Below are 20,557 nucleotides of genomic sequence, written 5' to 3' on the forward strand. Positions count from 1 at the left end.
GCCCTAGTACGCCGACGGCGGTGGTTCCCGGATCCGGGAACCACCGCCGTCGAAGTTCTGGGGCGTCGCGTCAGAAGGCGCGGCAGGAACGGATGTCCGACGCCAGGATGGCCTTGGCACCGAGGTCCGCCAGCTGATCCATCACCGCGTTGTGACCCTTGCGCGGCACCATGGCCCGCACCGCCACCCACTTCTCGTCGGCCAACGGCGACAGCGTCGGCGACTCGAGTCCCGGGGTGACCTTGACGGCCTCGTCCAGAACGCCCTTGGGGCAGTCGTAGTCGAGCATCAGGTACTGCTGAGCGAACACGACGCCCTGGACGCGCGCGATCAGCTGGTTGCGGGCGCGGTCGTCCCGGTCGGAGCCCTCACGCTCGATCAGCACACCCTCCGAATCGCACAGGGCGTCGCCGAACGCGACGAGGTTGTGCTGGCGCAGCGTGCGGCCGGATCCGACGACGTCGGCGATCGCGTCTGCGACACCGAGCTGGATCGAGATCTCGACGGCGCCGTCAAGACGGATGACGGTGGCCTCGATGCCGCGGGATGCGAGATCCGAGCGCACCAGGTTCGGGTACGACGTGGCGATCCGCAGACCCGCCAGATCCTCGACCTTCCACTCCTTGCCCGCGGGACCGGCGTAGCGGAACGTCGACCCCCCGAATCCGAGCGCGAGCCGCTCGGTGACCGGGGCGCCCGAGTCGAGCGAGAGATCACGGCCGGTGATGCCGAGGTCGAGGTCGCCCGAGCCGACGTAGATGGCGATGTCCTTGGGGCGCAGGAAGAAGAACTCGACGGAGTTGGTGGGATCGAGGACGGTGAGGTCACGCGAATCGGTGCGGCGGCGGTATCCGGCTTCGGCGAGGATCTGACTGGCCGATTCCGAGAGCGATCCCTTGTTGGGTACTGCGACGCGCAGCATGTGGGGTGGTCCTTCCGGGACGATGTGGCTGAGGTTGGTCGACGGGAACTTCCGATCACCGGCAGCCGTCAGTGGTGACGACGGATGCCGTCACAGATGTCGGTAGACGTCCTCGAGCTTCAGTCCCTTGCCCACCATCAGGACCTGGACCCAGTACAGCAGCTGAGAGATTTCCTCGGCCAGAGCCTCGTCGCTCTCGTGTTCGGCGGCGATCCAGACCTCGCCGGCCTCCTCGAGCACCTTCTTGCCCTGCGCATGGACACCTGCGTCCAGCGCGGCAACGGTGCCGGATCCCTCGGGGCGGGAGGCGGCGCGCTCGGTCAGCTCGGCGAACAGGGATTCGAAGGTCTTCACGGGTATCGATTGTCTCACGAGACACCGGACAGCCCGCACTCAGTACTCCAGGACCCGCCGGCTCTCGAACCGCCTGGTCTCGCCGGTGACCGGATCGTCGAACTCGAGGCTGCGGGCGAGCAGCCGCAGTGGGTCGGTGAAGTCGTCCGGATCGCGGCGCCGGAACTGCGGATAGAAGTTGTCGCCGACGATCGGCGCACCGAGGGAATTCAGGTGCAGCCGCAGCTGATGCGTCCGGCCGGTCCGGGGGCGCAGCCGGTAGCGGGCGAGATCGCCGCGGCGCTCGACCATCTCGATCAGCGTCTCCGAATTCGGTTCTCCCGGTTCCTCGTACGCCGTCAGCTCCCCGTGTACCTTGCGGATCCTGCTGCGCACCGTCCGCGGGAATTCGACGCCCTCGCGGTACGGCGCGATCGCCTCGTACACCTTGCGCACCCGCTGCCGCTCGAACATCTCCTGGTAGGGACGACGCAACGCGGGATCGGCGGTGCACAGCAGCACGCCGGCGGTCATCCGGTCCAGCCGGTGCACCGGGACCAGGTCCGGCAGGTCCAGTTCGCGGCGCAGTCGCACCACCACCGTCTCGCGGATGTGCGCGCCCCGCGGGATGGTCGACAGGAAGTGCGGCTTGTCGACGACGACCAGACCACCGACGTGGTGCAGGACGTCGATGGCGAAGGGTACCGGCACCTCCGGCGCCGGCTCCCGGTAGAAGTATACGAATCGCGTGGGCTGGTAGCGGGTGTCGTGGTCGACGACCCGGCCGTGCTCGTCGACCACTTCGCGGGCGGCGATCCGGCCCGCCCAGTCCTCGTCCGGAAGATGCGTCGACAGGTACTCGACGATCGTGGGAGCCGTGACTTCGGCCGGCATCCGGAGGCGGTCCGGGCCGAGTCCGTCCCGCACCGGCAGCGGCGCGCGTGCCATCGTCAGCGCTCCCGCGGCGTCACGCGTCGGGGACGCACGTCTCGCAGACGAGCGTCAGCTCGCGCCCGTTGACGTCCGGATGGTTGCGGTACCGCGACGTGGGCGCCTGACACAGCGTGCACCTGCCCAGCGTCACCGCCTTGTCGGTGAAGTCGAGGTTCATGCGCTGGTCGAACACGTACAGCGAGCCGTCCCACAGACCCTCGTCACCGAAAGCCTCTCCGTAGCGGACGATTCCACCGTCGAGCTGGTACACCTCTTCGAATCCGCGGTTGCGCATGAGCGCCGACAGCACCTCGCAGCGGACGCCGCCGGTGCAGTACGTGACGACCGGCTTGGCCTTGAGGTGGTCGTAGCGGCCGCTGTCCAGTTCGGACACGAAGTCGCGCGTGGTCGCGACGTCGGGCACCACCGCGTCCCGGAACCGCCCGATCTCGGCCTCGAACTTGTTGCGCCCGTCGAAGAACACGACGTCGCCGGCGCGCAGCGCCATCAGTTCGTGAAGTTCGTTCGGGGACAGGTGGACACCGCCGCCGACGACGCCGTCGGCATCGACCTTCAGCTCGTCCGGGGCGCCGAACGTGACGATCTCCGGACGCACCTTCACCGACAGGCGCGGGAAGTCGTCACCGGCGCCGTCGGACCACTTGATGTCGGCGTCCTTGAACGGCCCGTACGACCGAGTGCCGCGCACGTACCGCTTGACGTCGGCGATGTCGCCGCCGACGGTCGCGTTGATGCCGTGCTCGGAGATCAGGATCCGGCCCTTGAGGTTGTTCGACTCGGCCAGCGTGTGCTGCCACAGCCGGATCGCCTCGGGATCGGCGAGCGGCGTGAACCGGTAGAAGAGAACGATCTTCGGCGTCGCCACGGTCAGGCCACCTCCTGCCGGTGCAGCGCGACCAGGTCGGATTCGGTGAGGCCCTCGAGTGTCGTGCGGAACACCCGCTTCGCGGAGGCCGGCACATCGGTGATCGACGGGATCACCAGTACGGTGCAGCCCGCGGCATCGGCCGCGGCCGCACCGGTCGGCGAATCCTCCACTGCGAGACAGTCCACGGGGTCGACGCCGAGTAACTGCGCGGCACGCAGGTACGGCGCCGGGTCCGGCTTGCCGGCCGGCACCTCGTCACCGCACACCGAGTGGTCGAAGTGCTCGCGCCCGAGCGTGTCGAGCGCGAACTCGCACAACTCGCGGTCGGTGTTGGTCACGAGTGCCGAGCCGAGTCCCGCCGCGCGGACGGTGCGCAACGCCTGCTGCGCACCGGGCCGCCACGGCAGTCCGGCCTCGAACAGCTCCCCCATCCGGGCGTACAGCCAGTTCTTCGCGTCGGCCAGCGCGTCCGGATGCGGATCCAGGTCGAGCGACGCGAACACCGTCGTGAGTGCGTTGTAGCTGGACGCGCCGATCGTCGCCTGGCGGGTCTCCTCCGACATCGGACCACCGAGATGCAGCGACAACTCCCGGACGCCGATGTCCCACAGGTTCTCGGATTCGAGGAGCGTGCCGTCCATGTCCCACAGGACCGCGCGGAGGGTGCCCGTAGGCCTGCCCGACGCCGTCCCAGTTCGATCAAACATTGAAGTACTTGGCCTCCGGGTGGTGCAGCACGAACGCGTCGGTGGACTGCTCGGGGTGCAGCTGCACTTCCTCGGACAGCTCCACGCCGATCCGCTCGGGCTCGAGCAGCGCGACCAGCTTGCGCCGGTCCTCGAGGTCCGGGCAGGCACCGTAGCCGAACGAGTAACGCGCGCCGCGGTATTCGAGCTTGAAGAAGTCCTCGACGTTCTTCGGATCCTCGTCGGACACGTGGTGGCCGTCCGGCATGATGAGCTCCTCGCGGACCCGCTGGTGCCAGTACTCCGCGAGCGCCTCGGTGAGCTGGACGCCGATGCCGTGCACCTCGAGGTAGTCGCGGTACGCGTTGGCGGCGAACAGTTCGTTCGCGAAGTCCGCGATCGGCTGCCCCATCGTCACCAGGTTCATCGGCAGCACGTCGACCTGCCCGGTCTTGCGCGCGTCCTCCCGCGAGCGCATGAAGTCGGCGATACACAGGAAGCGGTCGCGCTGCTGGCGCGGGAACGTGAACCGGAAGCGTTCGGGCGCATCCGGATCCGGCTCGGTGAGCACGACAACGTCGTCACCCTCGGACACGGCCGGGAAGTACCCGTACACCACGGCGGCGTGGTGGAGCACACCCTCGGTGCTGAGCCGGTCCAGCCAGTACCGCAGACGCGGCCGGCCCTCGGTCTCGACCAGCTCCTCGTACGTCGGGCCGTCGCCGGCCCGCTGGCCGCGCAGACCCCACTGGCCGAGGAACAGGGCGCGCTCGTCGAGCAGCCCCGAGTACTCGGCCAGGGCGATGCCCTTGACGATCCTGGTGCCCCAGAACGGCGGCGTGGGAACGCCGATGTCGCTCGCGACATCGGAGCGCTCCGGCACCTCGACCGGCGCAGCGTCGGCCTTGCGCTTCTCGGCGATCCGCTTCGACCGCTCGTGCCGCGCCTTGCGCTCGGCCGCCTTCTCCGCGGCCGCCAACGCTTCCGGGCTGTCCGGCGCCGGGCCCTCGCCGCGCTTGGTGGCCATGATCGTGTCCATCAGGTGCAGGCCCTCGAACGCGTCCCGCGCGTACGACACCTCGCCCTGGTAGACGTCGGACAGGTCGTTCTCGACGTACGAGCGGGTCAGTGCCGCGCCACCGAGGAGGACCGGGAACTGCTCCGCGACACCCTTCGCGTTGAGCTCCTCGAGGTTCTCCTTCATCACGACGGTCGACTTCACGAGCAGACCCGACATGCCGATGACGTCGGCCTTCTTGTCGAGCGCGACGTCGAGGATGGTCGCGATCGGCTGCTTGATGCCGATGTTGACGACCTCGTACCCGTTGTTGGACAGGATGATGTCGACGAGGTTCTTACCGATGTCGTGGACGTCGCCCTTGACGGTCGCGAGCACGATGCGGCCCTTGCCGTCGTCGCCGGTGGACTCCATGTGCGGTTCGAGGTACGCGACCGCGGCCTTCATGACCTCGGCCGACTGCAGCACGAACGGAAGCTGCATCTGGCCGGAGCCGAACAGCTCGCCGACCGTCTTCATGCCCGACAGCAGTGTCTCGTTGATGATTTCGAGCGGCGGACGCTCGAGCATCGCCGCGTCCAGGTCGGCCTCGAGTCCGTTGCGCTCGCCGTCGACGATGCGGCGCTCGAGTCGATCGAACAGCGGCAGTGCCGCCAGTTCCTCGGCGCGTGATTCGCGTGCGGACGCCGCCGAGACACCCTCGAACAATTCCATCAGCTTCTGCAGCGGGTCGTAGCCCTCGCGGCGACGGTCGTACACCAGGTCGAGCGCCGTCTCGCGCTGCTCGTCCGGAATGCGCGCCATCGGCAGGATCTTCGACGCGTGCACGATCGCGGTGTCCAGACCGGCAGCGGTGCACTCGTGCAGGAACACAGAGTTGAGCACCTGCCGGGCAGCAGCGTTGAGGCCGAACGAGATGTTCGAGATGCCGAGGGTGAAGTGGACGTCCGGGTAGCGCCGCTTGATCTCGCGGATCGCGTCGATCGTCTCGATACCGTCGCGGCGCACCTCCTCCTGGCCCGTCGAGATCGGGAAGGTGAGCGCGTCGATGATGATGTCGGACTGCGACAGTCCCCACGTGGTGGTGATGTCCTGGATGAGGCGCTCGGCGATCCGCACCTTGTGCTCGGCGGTGCGGGCCTGGCCCTCCTCGTCGATGGTCAACGCGACCACCGCGGCACCGTGCTCCTTGACCAGCTTCATGATCCGCTGGTAGCGCGAGTTCGGGCCGTCACCGTCCTCGTAGTTCACCGAGTTGACGGCACAGCGGCCGCCCAGGTGCTCGAGACCGGCGCGCAGCACGTCCGGCTCGGTGGAGTCGAGCATGATCGGCAGCGTCGACGCCGTCGCGAACCGGCTCGCGAGCGCGGCCATGTCGGCCGCGCCGTCGCGACCGACGTAGTCGACGTTGAGGTCGAGCATGTGCGCGCCGTCGCGAGTCTGGTCCTTCGCGATGTCGATGCACTTCTGGTAGTCCTCGGCGAGCATCGCTTCGCGGAACGCCTTGGAGCCGTTGGAGTTCGTGCGTTCGCCGATCATCAGGATGCTGGCGTCCTGATCGAACGGCACTGCCTGGTAGAGCGACGAGGTGCCGTCCTCCGGCTGCGGGTTGCGCTTGGCCTGCTCCACTTTGCGCACGGCGTCGGCGACCTGACGGATGTGCTCGGGCGTCGTACCGCAGCAGCCGCCGACGAGCGAGAGACCGAACTCGCTCACGAAGCCCGACAACGCGACGGCGAGTTCCTCTGCCGTGAGCGGGTATTCGGCGCCGTTCGGGCCGAGCTGGGGCAGGCCGGCGTTCGGCATCACCGACACCGGCAGCGTCGAGTGCCGCGACAGGTGCCGCAGGTGCTCGCTCATCTCGTCGGGACCGGTGGCGCAGTTGAGGCCGATCATGTCGATGCCGAGCGGCTCGAGCGCCGTGAGCGCCGCACCGATCTCGCTGCCCAGGAGCATGGTGCCCGTGGTCTCGACCGTGACGTGGGTGATGATCGGCAGCCGTCGGCCGAGCCTCTCCATCGCGTTCTGGCTGCCGATGATCGCCGCCTTGACCTGGAGCAGGTCCTGGCAGGTCTCGACGAGGATCGCGTCCGCGCCGCCCTCGATCATGCCGAGTGCGGACTCGGTGTAGGCGTCCCGGAGCACCGAGAACGGCGCGTGGCCGAGCGTGGGCAGCTTGGTGCCCGGACCCATCGAACCGAGGACGAACCGGGGAATCCCGTCCCGGCCCGGTCCCATCTCGTCGGCGACCTCGCGCGCAATGCGGGTGCCGCGCTCGGACAGATCCCGGATGCGGTGGGCGATGTCGTAGTCGGCGAGGTTCGGCAGGTTGCAGCCGAACGTGTTGGTTTCGACCGCGTCGGCGCCGGCTTCGAAGTACGCGCGGTGGATGTCGCGCAGCACATCGGGGCGCGTCTCGTTCAGAATCTCGTTGCAGCCCTCGAGCCCGAGGAAGTCGTCGAGAGTCAGATCCGCGGCCTGCAGCATCGTGCCCATGGCGCCGTCGCCGATCACAACACGCTGTTTCAGCGCATCGAGCAGGGCAGAGTGGAATGGTGCAGACATGCCGTCCAGAGTAGTGGGCGGTCCGACGGCGCCTGGTCGTAGGCTGGGTACGTGAGTTCCCCCGAGTTCCCCGACACCACTGCATCGGCCGATACCGATGCGGCAGTGCCGACTCTGCGCGACCCCGTCCTCATCGCAGCCTTCGAAGGTTGGAACGACGCGGGCGACGCCGCGAGCGGTGCTGTCGAGCACCTCGAGCTCACGTGGGACGCCGAGCCGCTCGCCGAACTCGACTCCGAGGACTACTACGACTACCAGGTCAATCGCCCCATGATCCGGCAGGTCGACGGCGTCACCCGCGAGATCGTGTGGCCCACCACGCAGTTGTCGGTGTGTTCCCCGCCCGGCAGCGAACGTGACGTTCTGCTGCTGCGCGGTATCGAGCCGAACATGAGGTGGCGCAGCTACTGCAAGGAACTGCTCGAGTTCATCGAGGAACTCGGCGTCCACACGGTCGTGATCCTCGGCGCGCTGCTGGCCGACACCCCGCACAGCCGCCCGGTCCCCGTGACCGGCACCGCGTACAGCGTCGAGGCCGCCGAGCGTTTCAATCTCGAGAACTCCCGCTACGAGGGTCCGACGGGCATCGCGGGCGTCCTGCAGGACGCGTGCGTCAAGGCCGGGGTGCCCGCGGTCTCGTTCTGGGCAGCGGTTCCGCACTACGTCTCGCAGCCGCCCAATCCCAAGGCGACCGTGGCGCTGTTGCAGCGGGTCGAGGACGTCCTCGACGTCGAGGTGCCGCTCGGTGACCTGCCCAACCAGGCAGAGGACTGGGAGGAGTCGGTGTCGGAGATGACCCGCGACGACGAGGAGATCGCGGAGTACGTCCGCACCCTCGAGGAGCGCGGCGACGCCGAGGCCGACATCTCGGACGCCATCTCCAAGATCGACGGCGATGCGCTCGCCGCCGAGTTCGAGCGGTACCTGCGCCGCCGCGGACCCGGACGATTCGGAGCGTGAGCGGCGCAGACTCGCCGCGCCTTCGCACCCGCGTCCAGCTCGCCGCGCTCTACGCCGGCGGATTCCTGGGCCCGTTCGGCGGCGGAGTCGTCACGTCGATGCTGCCGGAGATCGGCGACGGACTCGGCGTCGACGCATCCGCGGCCGCGACGTCACTGACGGCCTACCTGCTGCCGTTCGCGCTGGTCATGCTCGTGTCCGGGACCCTGGGCGCGCGCTGGGGGCGGATGCGGACGGTGCGCACCGCGTACGGGGTGTACCTCGCTACATCCGTTGCGTGCTTCGCGGCGCCCACGCTGGAACTGTTCCTCGGCGCGCGGGTGCTGCAGGGATGCTCGAACGCCTTCACCACTCCCCTGTTGTTGGCGACCCTCGCCGCCATGACGCCGCCGCAGAAGCTCGGCCGCGCCTTGGGCGCCTTCGGGGCGCTGCAGGCGGCCGGCCAGACGAGCGCACCGCTCATCGGCGGTCTCGCGGCCGAGGTGAACTGGCGCCTGGCGTTCCTCGCGATCGCGCTCGTCGCCGGACTGCTCGGGGCGATCGGGCTGCCCGACGCCGCACGCGACATTCCTGCCGACACCGGAGCGCGCCTGCGCGACGCGCTGCGGCCGGAGGTGCTCCGCGTCGGCGCCGTCGCACTCCTCGGCTGGGGCGCGCTCGGCGGTCTGGGGTTCCTCCTGGCCTTCCGGGCCGAGGACGTTTTCGGGATGGACCCCGCCGCCCGCGGCCTGCTGCTGACCGGGTTCGGCGTTGCCGGCATCCTCACCGCCCGCACCGTCGGCAGATTGATCGACCGGATCGGGGCGCGGCGCACGGTGATGATCGGCGCCCTCGCGGGTGCGGCCCTGGTGGCGATCGTCGGCACGGTCGGCAGCGCCGCCGTCGCCGCACTCGCCTGGTTCGTAGCCGGTGTGGCCTCGCAGTTCATCCTCGTCGGCGTCAACGCCGCGGTCCTCGGAGGCGAGGGCGGGAACCGTGGTGGCGCGGTGTCGGTGGTGCAGTCGCTCCGGTTCTCCGGTGCCGCCCTCGCGCCGCTCGCCTTGACCCCGCTGTACGCCGTCCACCCAAACCTGAGTTTCCTGCTCCCTGCGCTGTTGCTGGCGGTACTCCCTCCGCTTCTCATGCCCCGGCCCGGTCGCGCGGCAACTCCCGCAGCCTGAATCACCGGCACACGACGGCTGGGCGAATCTGATCCGATTGCGACAGAACCCCTCTCGTAGAGGCGGTCGGGTCGGCGCGGCACTCGCGACGGGACGTCTCACGCGGACCGACACCACCCCGGCTGGCCGACGCGACAACCCGCCTATTCGGATATTCCACTGGTTCCGTCCTGCACAGATTTCCACCCGACACGCCGGGGCGCCGATTCCGCTTATCTTCTGTTTCCGTTGCGCACAGAGTGGCTACTGTTGCCGATGTGACCACACCCGACGTTGCGCCGAATCCGCGGCCCGAACGGAGCATCGACATCTACCGCCGGTCGGTGTCGTGGCTCGAGACCCACCTCCCCCACGGCTGGACGGCGTCGGCGGATCGGCCCCGCTCCCCCGCGGCGCCCACCCGCCTGCTGATCACGGCACCCGACGGCGAGGCGGTCTCGTATTCGATCGTCACGTCGAAGGGTGTGCTCAGCGGCGACGTCGCCCGCATCTCCGCCGAGTTGTCCGACAGCGATCGGGCATTCGTGTGTGCGCACTACCTGTCGGACCCGGTCCGCCGCCAACTCGACGGGCACGGGATCTCGTACGCGGACGCCACGGGCAACGTGAACCTCGTCGCCGCCCGGCCCGCGATCTGGGTGCGCAACCGCGGCGCCGACGCCGACCCGTGGCGGGGTCCCGGCCGGCCGTCCGGTGTACTCACCGGCGAACCGTCCGAACGCGTGGTCCGCGCGCTCGCCGACCACACCGGCGAGATGTCGGTCCCGGAACTCATCAAGGTCTCCGGCGCGTCCACGGGTGCCGCGTACCGGGTGGTCGAGGTGCTCTTCGAGCGCGAACTGCTCACCCGACTGCCACGCGGCCCGATCACCGACGTCCGGTGGCCGCACATGTTGCGCGCGTGGGCTGCCGATCGCAAACCCTGCGCCACACGCAGTTTCGCCGCACCCGGCGGTCTCGACGACCTGCGATCCCGCCTGGCCGCGACCAACGGCGATCTCGGCTACGCCGTCACCGGAATCGGCGCCACCGATTACGCCACCCCCAGTGTGCTCGAGGTGTACGCCGACGACGTCGACGCGTTCGCGGCGGCGCTGGATCTGCGGCCCGTCGACGGCGGGGCCGACGTGGTGGTGGCGACCCCGTGGTCGGCGGTGGTGTTCGAGCGCATGCAGTACCGCGACGGGCTGCGCTGCGTCTCCCCCGCGCACGCGTACGCGGACCTGGTCGCCGGCCCGTTCCGCCACCCCGACGCCGCCGAGTACCTGCTGACAGCACTCACCGCGGACGAATCGTCGTGGCGCCGTGCCACTCGGCGCACCCGATGACCGACCGGCGTGTTCGCTCACGGACCGGGCGACGCCCTAGGCTGTGACGGTGAGCGATTCAGGTGACACGAGGACGGCCGGGTCGTCGACGGACGTCGAATTCGCCGCGCGTGAGGACCGGCTGCGACTGTTCTCCTTCACCACGGCGGAGAAGCGCGCCGAGTACCTGTGGGTGTTGCGCGCGTTCGACAACGCCCGCGCGAACTACGTGGTCCTCTTGCATGCCGGCGAGGTCGCGGACATCCTCACGCGCATCGCCGGTGACGACCCGCACGGCGCGCTCACCGCGGCCGAGATCACCCCGCTGCTGGAGCAGTTGCACACGTGGGGCGTGTTGGAACGCAGCTACGACGGCAGCCGCGCGGCCACTCTCGCCGAGTACCGCAACCGGCACTTCGTCTACCAGTTCAGTCAGGCGGGCTACCTGGCGTTCCGCGCCGTCGAGGACCTCCTCGGCGCCCGGCTCGAGGACGCGACCCTGTCCCGACTCGCGCTGCCCGATCTACTCGCCGACCTCGAGGAACTCGCCGAGGCCAACCGGCGCGGCGACGACGACCTGATCTACCGCAAGCTCGCCCGCCTGGATTCGACGCTGACCGACATGGCCGCCCGGGCCGCGCAGTTCTACCTGATGCTCGGGGACCTGGTGCGCACCACGGAGATCACGCCCGAGGCGTTCCTCGTACACAAGGACGCGCTGCTCAGCCACATGCGGGAGTTCAGCTCGGACCTCGCCCGCTACGCCCCCAAGCTCTCGGCCGCGATCGCACTCGTGGAGTCCACCGGGATCGACGGGCTGCTCGCCCGTGCGGCGGCGAGCGACGAACGTCTGTTCATGTCCCACGAGGAGCGCGAATCCGATTGGCGCGCACGCTGGTCGGGCCTGGCCCAGTGGTTCGTCGCGGCCGCCGGCCCGAGCGAATCCGATCGGCTCCGCGAGGGCACGATGAGCGCGATCGCGGCGGTGCTGTCACTGCTGCGCCGAGTCACCGAAACCCGCCGCGGCGGTGTGAGCCGCGAGAGCCAGCTAAGACACCTCGCCGGCTGGTTCGCCGCGACGCCCACGGAGGAATCGGCGCACGCGCTGTTCCAGCTGGTGTTCGACCTCGGTCGCCCGCGGCACCTGTCCATGGTCCATCCGGACGCCGACATCATCCCCGACTCGCGGTCATGGTGGGACGCGACGCCCGTCGAGATCTCCCGCACGCTCGCCGAGACCGGCCGCGCGGCGTCGCCCGGCATGCCGTCGCGCGTGCAGCGCAACGAGGGCAGCATCCGCCGACTGCGGGAGGAGCAGTTGGCAGCACAACGCGCCCGCGCGGTCGCGGCGTCGTCGCTCGCGTCGAACGGCGCCTACGACCGCGTGCTCGACGCCGAGGAGACCGACGTCCTGCTGAGCCTGCTCAACGCCGCGCTCACCGCGCGGGTGCCGGTCAGCGGCACGATTCCCAGTTCGACCGGGTCGGAGAACGGTGTGCGGTTGACGCTGAGCCCGCACGCGGAGTCCACCGTGGTCCAGACCGCCCGCGGTCGGCTCCACCTCGACGGTCTGCAGGTGAGCGTGAAGTGAGGGCCCGCACCGTCTCCCCGCTGGACCTCGATTCGTACCAGCGGGCCGCCCGCGTCATCCTGTCGAACCATCTTGTGACGCAGACCTATCCGGACCGCCTCGCGCTGCCGCTGCTGCGCCGGTGGGCGACCGAGCTGCGCGACGACCTGCTCGAGCTGTTCGGGTACCGGCTCGAGGTGACCGAGACGACGGCCCGCCTGTTCACGGTGGCCGACCGTCTCACGCCGGGCACCCCCGCCCGGACCGCCAACGACCGCACCTTCGACCGGCACCGCTACGCGTATCTCGCGCTCGCGCTCGCGGCCCTGGGCCGAGCGGGCAACCAGATCACGTTGTCGGAGTTGGCCGATCACGTCGCCGCCGAGGCCGCGCAGGTTCCCGGGGTGGCGCTGTCGACGGACCGGGCGGCGGACCGCGACGCGTTCGTCGACGCGGTCGGCTGGCTGGCGGCGCGCGGCGCGATCGTCCTCGCCGACGGCGATGCCGGCGGATGGGCGTCGAATCCCGATGCGGGCGAGGCGCTCTACGACATCGACCGCTCGGTGGTCGTCGCGCTCTTCCGCCCACCGCGGGCCCTGCAGCACCTGACGTCGGTGCGCTCGCTGCTCGCCGGCGAGAAGGAACCCCTCGACGACGAGATCGGGTACCGCCCCACCGATCCGCGCGAGATCGCGCGCCGGATGCGCCGCGCCCTCGTCGAACGTCCCGTCGTGTACGCCGACGAGTTCACCGACGACGAACGGCTCCAGCTGGCGCTCCCGCGCACGGCGGCGGACGTCGAGGAGCTGACCGGGCTGGTGGCCGAGCGCCGGGCCGAGGGCATCGCGATGATCGACCCGTCGGGCCGGATGTCGGACGTCCGCTTCCCCAGCACGGGCACCGTCGCCCAGGTCGCGCTGCTGCTGGCCGGCGAGATGGCCGACCGCGTCCTCGACCTGGATGCGCCCGAACTCCCCCGGCGCCCGCTTCCCGTGTCGGATCAGCACGACCTGATGGCCCACCTGGACGCCGCAATTCCCAGCGCCGGGATCTTCGAGCACCTCGCCGACGACGCCGGGGACGCCCCCGCCGATCTCTTCACGCCGGTGGACGACCGGCCCGAACCGGCCCGGTACGCGCTGCTCGACGACGCCTGGCTGGCGGCGGCCGTCGACGAACTGGTCCGCCAGTTCGGCCGCACGTTCGCCGCGCAGTGGCAGGCCGACCACGCAGGGCTGCAACGCAGCGCCGTGGCGCTGCTCGACCGCCTGCACCTGGTCCGGCTGGTCGACGACGGCGTCCTGGTGTTGCCGGCGATCGCGCGATTCCGCGGCGTCGTGGTCAACATCCGCGACCGCACCGCGCAGTCCGACCTGTTCCACGAACAGGTCCTCGGCGAACCTTCGAGCACCGACGAACCCACCTCCGTAGAGAAGTAGAGGCACCTTTCGTATGGCACACGCGCGTTTCAAGCCGACCCGCGCCGGGATCGTCAACCTGTGGGACTACCGCGACCAGGAGTTCTCATTCGCCGACGGACGCCTGGTGCTGCGCGGGCCTAACGGCTCGGGCAAGACCAAGGCCCTCGAGGTGCTGTTCCCGTTCGTGTTCGACGGCCGCATCGAGCCGCGGCGCCTCAACCCGTTCGCGGGCGAGGAGCGGACCATGAAGTCGAATCTCCTCTACCGCGGGCAGGATTCGGCCCACTCGTACGTGTGGATGGAGTTCTGCCGCGGACCGCAGGACGACCCGGAGGCCGTCACCGTCGGCATCGGGATGCGCGCGACCCGCCAGAACGACAAGGTCACCCGCTGGTACTTCGTCGCCGAGGGCCGGGTGGGCGTCGACTTCTCGCTGCTCGGCAGCGACGACCGGCCGCTCACCAAGAAGCAGCTGGCCGAGCAGCTCGGCAGCGACGCCCTCACCGACCGTCCGGTCGACTACCGCGCTGCCATCGATGCCAGGCTGTTCGGCCTCGGGGCCGAACGCTACGACCAGCTGATCAACCTGATCCTGACGCTGCGCCGCCCGCAGCTCGCGAAGAACCTCGACCCGAAGGGGTTGTCGCAGGCCCTCACCGACGGTCTTCGCCCGCTCGACGAGCAGCTGGTACTCGAGGCGGCCCGCTCGTTCAGCGACATGGAGGAGGTGGGCCGCGCACTCGAAGGTCTCGCCGCCGCCGACCAGGCCGCGCAGAGCTTCGTCACCGTGTACTCGAAGTACCTGGCCCAGCAGGCCCGCACCGACGTCGAGCAGGTGGCCCGCCGCCTCGAGTCGGTGGACCGGGCGAAGGCGGTCCTCGACCAGGCACTCGCGCTGCAGACGTCGCGGCAGGAGGAGCGCCTGCTCGCGGAGGAGCGGTTCACCGTCGCCGAGCGCGCCCTCGAGCAGGCCCGCGCGGACCTCGACACCCTCCAGCGGTCGGGTGCCTACGAGGGCAAGCAGCAACTCGACGACCTCGCCGCCGCCGTCGAACAGCTCAAGGTGTCGACCGCACAGCAGGCCGACAAGGCACGCAAGGCGCAGGCGACGCTCGAGCAGCGGACCGACGAGGCCACGCGCGCGACCGATGCGGTTCGCCGCGCGAGCGCCGCGATGGTGCGCGCCGAGGAGGAACTGGCCGGGGCGGCCGAGCAGGCCGGGATCGCGTGGGCCCCGTTGCCCGAGGGCGCGCGCGCCGACCAGATCACCACCGCCGTCCGGGGGCACGCCGAGGAACGCGACGGCGACGTCCGGGCCGTGCGCGCGGCCCTGGCCACGGTCGAGAAGGCGACCACCGAGCGTGAACGCGCCGACCGCGCGGCGGACAAGGGCCGCGAGCTCCTGGACGCTGCCCAGGCCGCGGTCGCCGAGGCCGAGGCGTCCGTGGAACTGGCCCGCGCCGACTGCGCGGCCGCGTTGCGCGGATGGTGGACGGAGCATTCCACCGAGTACGGCTCGATCGGCGTCACCGCCGACCTGTTCGCGGCACTCGATGCCGCGCTGGCGCGGGCCGGCGAGGACGACTCCCCCAGCCTGGCCACGGTGCTGCACGAGCAAACCCATTCGGCGCTCGACGACCAGCGGGCGCACCGCCGTGATGCCGCCGCCGAGCAGACCACCACCACAGAGCGGATCGCCGCGCTGCGTGCCGACCGGCGGCGCGTCGCCGCCGAACACGACGACGCCCCGGCCGGTTTCGCGTTCCGCACCGGTGACCGCACGGAGCTTCCCGGCGCGCCGCTGTGGCGTCTGGTGCGGTTCGCGGACGGCGTCGACCCGGCCGTCGCCGCGGGCGTCGAGTCCGCCCTCGCCGCGGCGAACCTCCTCGACGGCTGGGTGTTCGGCGGTGATGGTCCGCTCCCGGACGCCCCGTCGGAGCAGTTCCTCATGCCGCTGCCCGAGGATCGTCGACCGGACGGTCCGACCCTCGCCGAGGTCCTCGAGGTGGAGCCCGACGCAGGCGTGCCGGAGACGATCGTGCAGGCCATCCTGGAATCCGTGGCGCTCGACCGCACCGGCACGGGTGGTGCTGCCGCCGTCGGCGTCGGGGTGGACGGCCGCTTCTGGCAGGGCGTCCAGCGCGGCCGCCACGTCAAGGCCGATGCCGAGTACATCGGCACCACCGCCCGCGAGCGCCGGCGCGCCCAACGCCTCGAGGAACTCGACGACGAGATCGCTGCGGCGGAGGAGGCCCTGAGCGCCGCCCGCGACGCCGAGGCCGAGACTGTCGCCGTCCTCGACCGCCTGGCCGGTGCCGCCAAGGCGCTGCCGCGGCCGTCGGGGGTGCTCGCCGCGATCAAGAAGCTGACCGAGTCGGCCGGTGCCCTGCGCACAAGGTCGGAGTCCACCGCCACCGTCGGCGAGGAACTCGACCAGGCGATCGCGGACCACACCGCCAAGGACAAGCAGCTGCGCGCGGTCGCCGTCACGCACCGCACGTCGCACCAGGCCCGGGACGTCGACGCCCTCGCCGCCGCGATCCGGCACTTCGAGAATCAGGGCGAGCAGTTGCTGCGCTGCCGCCGCGACCACGAGAAGGAACTCGAGCTCCATCGGGAGGCCGACGACCGCCTCGAGGAGGCGCGCGGGAACGCCGAGGAGTTCGTCGAGGAAGCCGCCGTCGCCGAGGAGAACTACGCGCAGCAGATCTCGCGCCTCGAAACCCTCCGCGAGGCACTCGGCGCCAGCGCCGAGCAGATCGACGCCGACCTCGAGCAGGCCCGGGCCCGGATCGAGGTGTGCAAGACCGAGCAGCGCGCCGCCCGCAAGACCTACGACGCCGCGGTCGAGCAGATCGGCAAGGCCGAGGGCGCGCACGCCGCCGCGATCGAGGCCCTGCGCAGTGCGCTGACCGAAACCCGTTCGGACGCAGACCGACTCGCGCCGTACGCGCGGCGCGACCTGCTCGATCTGCTCGGCGCCCCGACCCAGCACGCGTGGCCGCAGAGCTCCGCGGCGTGGCTGAGCCCGGATCAGCTGGTGTACCGGATCGCCACCGAGGGCGATCCCGACGCACCGATCCTGCCGCCCGACGTGGAGGCTCTCTACCGGGCGCTCGACGCGGCGACGGCGTCGGTGAAGACCAGCGAGAACGCGAAGAAGTCGACCCGCTCGGCGCTCACGGCGGCGCTGCAGGACTTCGACGCCCAGCTCGCCGCGGCCGGCCAGGACTACCGGCTGCAGTGGGATGCGCCGGACGGACTCACCGTCGTCCGGGTGCAGGACGACCAGGGCTACTCGTCGATCGGCGAGTTCGCGACCCGGATCAGCGCGGCGCGTCGAGATCAGGAGGTGCTGCTGACGGATTCGGAGCGGCGCATCCTCGAGGACGCGCTGCTCACCGGACTCGCGCAGCAGATCCACGAGCGCACCGCCGACGCCCGTGACCTCATCGCCCAGATGGGCGCCGAGATGCGCGAGCGGCGGATGTCGTCGGGCAGCACCATCGGCGTCCACTGGATCCTCGCCGACAACCTCGACGACAGTTCACGAGCGGTGTCGAAGCTGCTCGACCGGGCGCCGTCGGCACTGAGTGCGGACGAATTGGCCACCATCCGAGCGCATTTCGCGGCGCAGGTCCGCATCGCCCGGGCGGCCCATCCCGAGCGGTCGTACCCGGAGATCCTGGCGTCCGCGCTCGACTACCGGCGCTGGCGGGTGTTCTCGTTCACCCTCATCGGCGGCGACGGCAGCGAGGACCGGCTCACCGTGGCCCGGCACAGCGCGCTGTCCGGTGGTGAGCAGTCGGTGTCGCTGCACCTGCCGCTGTTCGCCGCGGCGCACGTCATGTTGTCGTCGGCGGATCCGCACTCCCCGCGCCTGCTCGGTCTCGACGAGGCGTTCGCCGGCGTCGACGACAACGGCCGCAGCGAACTCCTCGGTCTGAGCGTGCAGTTCGATCTCGATCTGTTCATGACCGGATACGACCTGTGGATCACGTACGCGGGCGTGCCGGGATGCGCGCACTACGACCTCGCGCACTCGACGGCGGAGCAGAGCGTGAGCGCGGCGCTGCTCGTGTGGTCCGGCGGCGAACTGCTCGCGGAGCACGACGGCAGCAACCTGGCCCGCGCCCTCGGCTCGCCGATGCGCCGCCGGGTGCCCGCCACCGCGGAGGGCGGACTCGAGTTCGCCGAGGTCTAGCCCGGGCCCCTCCGACGAAGAGCCACTCCGAGAACCGACCCGTCCGAACCGGCGCGCTGCACCCACCGACCGCGTGTGTGCAGCGCGCCGACCTCTGTGCGGACCATCACTCGGCCCGAACGGGCGTCTCACACATTCCGTACATCGTGTGACCCAGATCACAATGTAACTCAATTGTGATCTGGGTCGCCGCAGCTTGCGATCTTCAGGACTCCGCCTGTTATCTGGTTGTGACCTTGTCGTGACCACCGGGTGATGCAGCGGTCAGAACAACTTACTCGACCCTACCGGTGCTCACGTTCGGCGGCTGCCCCGTCTGCAGCCCAAAAGCTGGAGCACGAACCTTGAACGATTCGCGTAAGAGCAATTTCGACCAGACGTCGACCACTACCCGATGCGGGCTCATGTCACGAACCCGCATCGCCGGCGTAGCCACCCTGGCCGCGGCCGGCCTGATCGGAAACGCCGTTTTCGGACCGCTCGCGTCCGGTAACGCCGAGCCCCTGCCGGCAGCCCCGGCAGCGCTGACAGCCCCCGCCGCCGCAGCGGCACCGGCGCAGTTCCTCGAGTCCACGGGCCTGCTGAAGGCGCTCAACCTGCCGGACTCGACCCCCGTGCCCGCCCCGGCCCCTAATCCGCAAGCCAGCATCATCCCGGCCATCGCACCCCCACCCCCGCCCCCGCCGCCCGCACCGGCGTCCGTCACGCTCGACGAACTCGTGAGCATCGTGCCGCAGGTGTCACCCGCGCAGCTCGCCGGCTACGTCGCGCCGCTGAACGACGCACTGGCGAAGGCCGCCATCGACACCCCGGTGCGCAAGGCCGCGTTCATCTCGCAGCTCGTCGTCGAGTCGGATTCGTTCCGCACGTTCGAGGAGTACGCGTCCGGCCGCGCCTACGAGGGGCGCTCGGACCTCGGTAACGTCGCGCCCGGCGACGGCGAGCGCTACAAGGGCCGCGGAGCCATCCAGGTCACCGGCCGCCACAACTACGAGAGCGTCAGCAACTACCTCGGCATCGACTTCGTCGCGCATCCCGAGCTCATGTCGACGCCGGAGAACGCCTTCGACACCGCCGCCTGGTACTGGCAGTCCCGCAACCTCAACGCCGTGTCGGATACCGGCAGCATCGAGAGCGTCTCGCGCATCGTCAACGGCGGCACGAACGGCCTGTCGCAGCGCATCGACAGCTTCCAGCGCGCGCTCGGGGTCCTCCACTAGAGATCGACCGACGAGAGTCTCCAGGTTGAGTTTTCGGACACCCGAACTCTATAGTGCGAAGAGGCGAATAACCGACCATCGGCTGTTCGAGAAGCGCCCTGTGGAGATCAGTGAGCACCGATATCGACGCACCCGCCCCGCACCGTCCGCGGGGCGGTTTGCGTTCCGTAGCCCTGCTGGGCCCGGCGTTCGTCGCCGCGATCGCATACGTCGATCCCGGTAACGTCGCCGCGAACCTCACCGCGGGCGCGAAGTACGGCTACCTGCTGATCTGGGTGCTGGTCCTCGCCAACGCGATGGCCGTGCTGATCCAGTACCTGTCCGCCAAGCTCGGCCTCGTCACCGGGCACTCGCTGCCCGAGATGCTCGGCATGCGGCTCCGCACGGGCAATCGGCGCGCATTCTGGGTGCAGGCCGAGGTGATGGCGGCGGCGACCGACCTGGCCGAGGTGATCGGCGGCGCCGTCGCACTCCACCTGCTGTTCGGGCTGCCGCTGCTCGTCGGCGGTCTGATCACCGGTGTCGTCTCGATGGTGATCCTGTCGATCCAGTCCCGCCGTGGACAGCGGGCCTTCGAGTTCGTGGTGATGGGTCTGCTCGCGATCATCACGATCGGGTTCCTCGCCGGACTCGCGTTCACCGACGTCTCGGGCCGCGACGCCGCCGAGGGTCTCGTCCCCCGCTTCGACGGCGCCGAAACCGTCCTCCTGGCCGCCGGCATGCTCGGAGCCACGGTGATGCCCCACGCGATCTACCTGCACTCCGCGCTCGCCCGCGACCGGCACGGCGCCGCGGGGCACGGGCCCCGGCTGCACCGACTGTTGCGCATCACCCGATGGGACGTCGCGAGCGCGTTGGTCGTCGCCGGCGGCGTGAACATCGGCATGCTGCTGTTGGCCGCGTCCGCGCTGCGTGGTGTCCCCGACACCGACAGCATCGAGGGCGCGCACGCCGCGATCGAGGCGTCCCTCGGCCCGGGCGTCGCGATCGTGTTCGGTGTCGGCCTGCTCGCGTCGGGCCTGGCGTCCACCTCGGTCGGCTGCGCCGCCGGGTCCGAGATCATGCGCGGACTGCTGAACATGCGGATCCCGGTGCTGACGCGTCGGGTCGTCACGCTGATCCCGGCGCTGATCGTGCTCGGCATCGGCGTGGACCCCACCTACGCGCTGGTCATCAGCCAGGTCGTGCTGAGCCTGTGCATCCCGTTCGCCCTGATCCCGCTGGTGCGCATGACGTCCGACCGGGAACTCATGGGCCCCGAACGCAACGCCCCGGCCACGACGGCCGTCGCCTGGTTCTGCGCCGGGCTGATCATCGCGCTCAACATCGCGCTCCTGTGGCTGACCTTCACCGGGGCGAGCTGAATCTC

General features: G+C 70.1%; 14 protein-coding genes. 8 read left to right on the top strand and 6 right to left on the bottom strand.

All coding sequences use genetic code 11. The annotated features are described in order from the left end of the window. Positions 1–70: 70 nt before the first annotated feature. The 6 genes from hisG to metH form a co-directional block, all read right to left on the bottom strand. The gene (hisG, locus tag ABI214_RS02225) at positions 71–922 is read right to left on the bottom strand and encodes an ATP phosphoribosyltransferase (RefSeq protein ID WP_348605717.1); all 852 of its coding nucleotides are present in this window, start codon (positions 920–922) and stop codon (positions 71–73) included. 90 nt (positions 923–1,012) lie between these two features. After that, positions 1,013–1,294, bottom strand: a complete 282-nt coding sequence (locus ABI214_RS02230) for a phosphoribosyl-ATP diphosphatase (protein ID WP_174910124.1) — start codon at positions 1,292–1,294, stop codon at positions 1,013–1,015. Positions 1,295–1,315: 21 nt separating this feature from the next. Continuing rightward, positions 1,316–2,203, bottom strand: coding sequence for a pseudouridine synthase (locus ABI214_RS02235; RefSeq protein ID WP_348605719.1), 888 nt, complete (start codon positions 2,201–2,203; stop codon positions 1,316–1,318). 19 nt (positions 2,204–2,222) lie between these two features. Continuing rightward, a complete protein-coding gene (locus ABI214_RS02240) occupies positions 2,223–3,074 on the bottom strand; it encodes a rhodanese-related sulfurtransferase (RefSeq protein WP_348605721.1) in 852 nt (283 codons plus the stop codon). 2 nt (positions 3,075–3,076) lie between these two features. Continuing rightward, positions 3,077–3,784 (bottom strand): HAD family hydrolase, encoded by a 708-nt coding sequence (locus ABI214_RS02245; protein ID WP_348605723.1) that lies wholly within the window; start codon positions 3,782–3,784, stop codon positions 3,077–3,079. After that, the gene (gene metH / locus ABI214_RS02250) at positions 3,777–7,346 is read right to left on the bottom strand and encodes a methionine synthase (protein WP_348605725.1); all 3,570 of its coding nucleotides are present in this window, start codon (positions 7,344–7,346) and stop codon (positions 3,777–3,779) included. Before metH ends, ABI214_RS02245 begins: the two co-directional genes overlap by 8 nt. Positions 7,347–7,397: 51 nt before the next feature. Between metH and ABI214_RS02255 the strand changes: the two genes are divergently transcribed. The 8 genes from ABI214_RS02255 (at position 7,398) to ABI214_RS02290 (ending at position 20,552) form a co-directional block, all read left to right on the top strand. Continuing rightward, complete coding sequence (locus tag ABI214_RS02255; protein ID WP_348605727.1) at positions 7,398–8,306, top strand: PAC2 family protein; 909 nt, start codon at positions 7,398–7,400, stop codon at positions 8,304–8,306. Further along, complete coding sequence (locus ABI214_RS02260) at positions 8,303–9,466, top strand: MFS transporter (RefSeq protein WP_348605729.1); 1,164 nt, start codon at positions 8,303–8,305, stop codon at positions 9,464–9,466. Before ABI214_RS02255 ends, ABI214_RS02260 begins: the two co-directional genes overlap by 4 nt. Positions 9,467–9,723: 257 nt before the next feature. Next, positions 9,724–10,794 (top strand): hypothetical protein, encoded by a 1,071-nt coding sequence (locus ABI214_RS02265; RefSeq protein ID WP_348605731.1) that lies wholly within the window; start codon positions 9,724–9,726, stop codon positions 10,792–10,794. Positions 10,795–10,915: 121 nt separating this feature from the next. Continuing rightward, positions 10,916–12,364: a TIGR02677 family protein gene (locus ABI214_RS02270; RefSeq protein WP_348611156.1), complete on the top strand. Its 1,449-nt coding sequence runs from the start codon at positions 10,916–10,918 to the stop codon at positions 12,362–12,364. Continuing rightward, the gene (locus tag ABI214_RS02275) at positions 12,361–13,782 is read left to right on the top strand and encodes a TIGR02678 family protein (protein ID WP_348605733.1); all 1,422 of its coding nucleotides are present in this window, start codon (positions 12,361–12,363) and stop codon (positions 13,780–13,782) included. Before ABI214_RS02270 ends, ABI214_RS02275 begins: the two co-directional genes overlap by 4 nt. A 13-nt stretch (positions 13,783–13,795) precedes the next feature. Further along, on the top strand, positions 13,796–17,968 hold the full coding sequence (locus tag ABI214_RS02280; RefSeq protein ID WP_348605735.1) for a TIGR02680 family protein: 4,173 nt from the start codon (positions 13,796–13,798) through the stop codon (positions 17,966–17,968). Between the two features lie 404 nt (positions 17,969–18,372). After that, entirely contained in the window at positions 18,373–19,188 is an 816-nt protein-coding gene (locus ABI214_RS02285; protein ID WP_348605738.1) for a glycoside hydrolase family 19 protein, read from the top strand. Positions 19,189–19,298: 110 nt separating this feature from the next. Continuing rightward, entirely contained in the window at positions 19,299–20,552 is a 1,254-nt protein-coding gene (locus tag ABI214_RS02290) for an Nramp family divalent metal transporter (protein ID WP_348605739.1), read from the top strand. Positions 20,553–20,557: the final 5 nt, after the last annotated feature.

This window comes from Prescottella soli, assembly GCF_040024445.1.
In the GTDB taxonomy this organism is placed as follows: domain Bacteria; phylum Actinomycetota; class Actinomycetes; order Mycobacteriales; family Mycobacteriaceae; genus Prescottella; species Prescottella soli.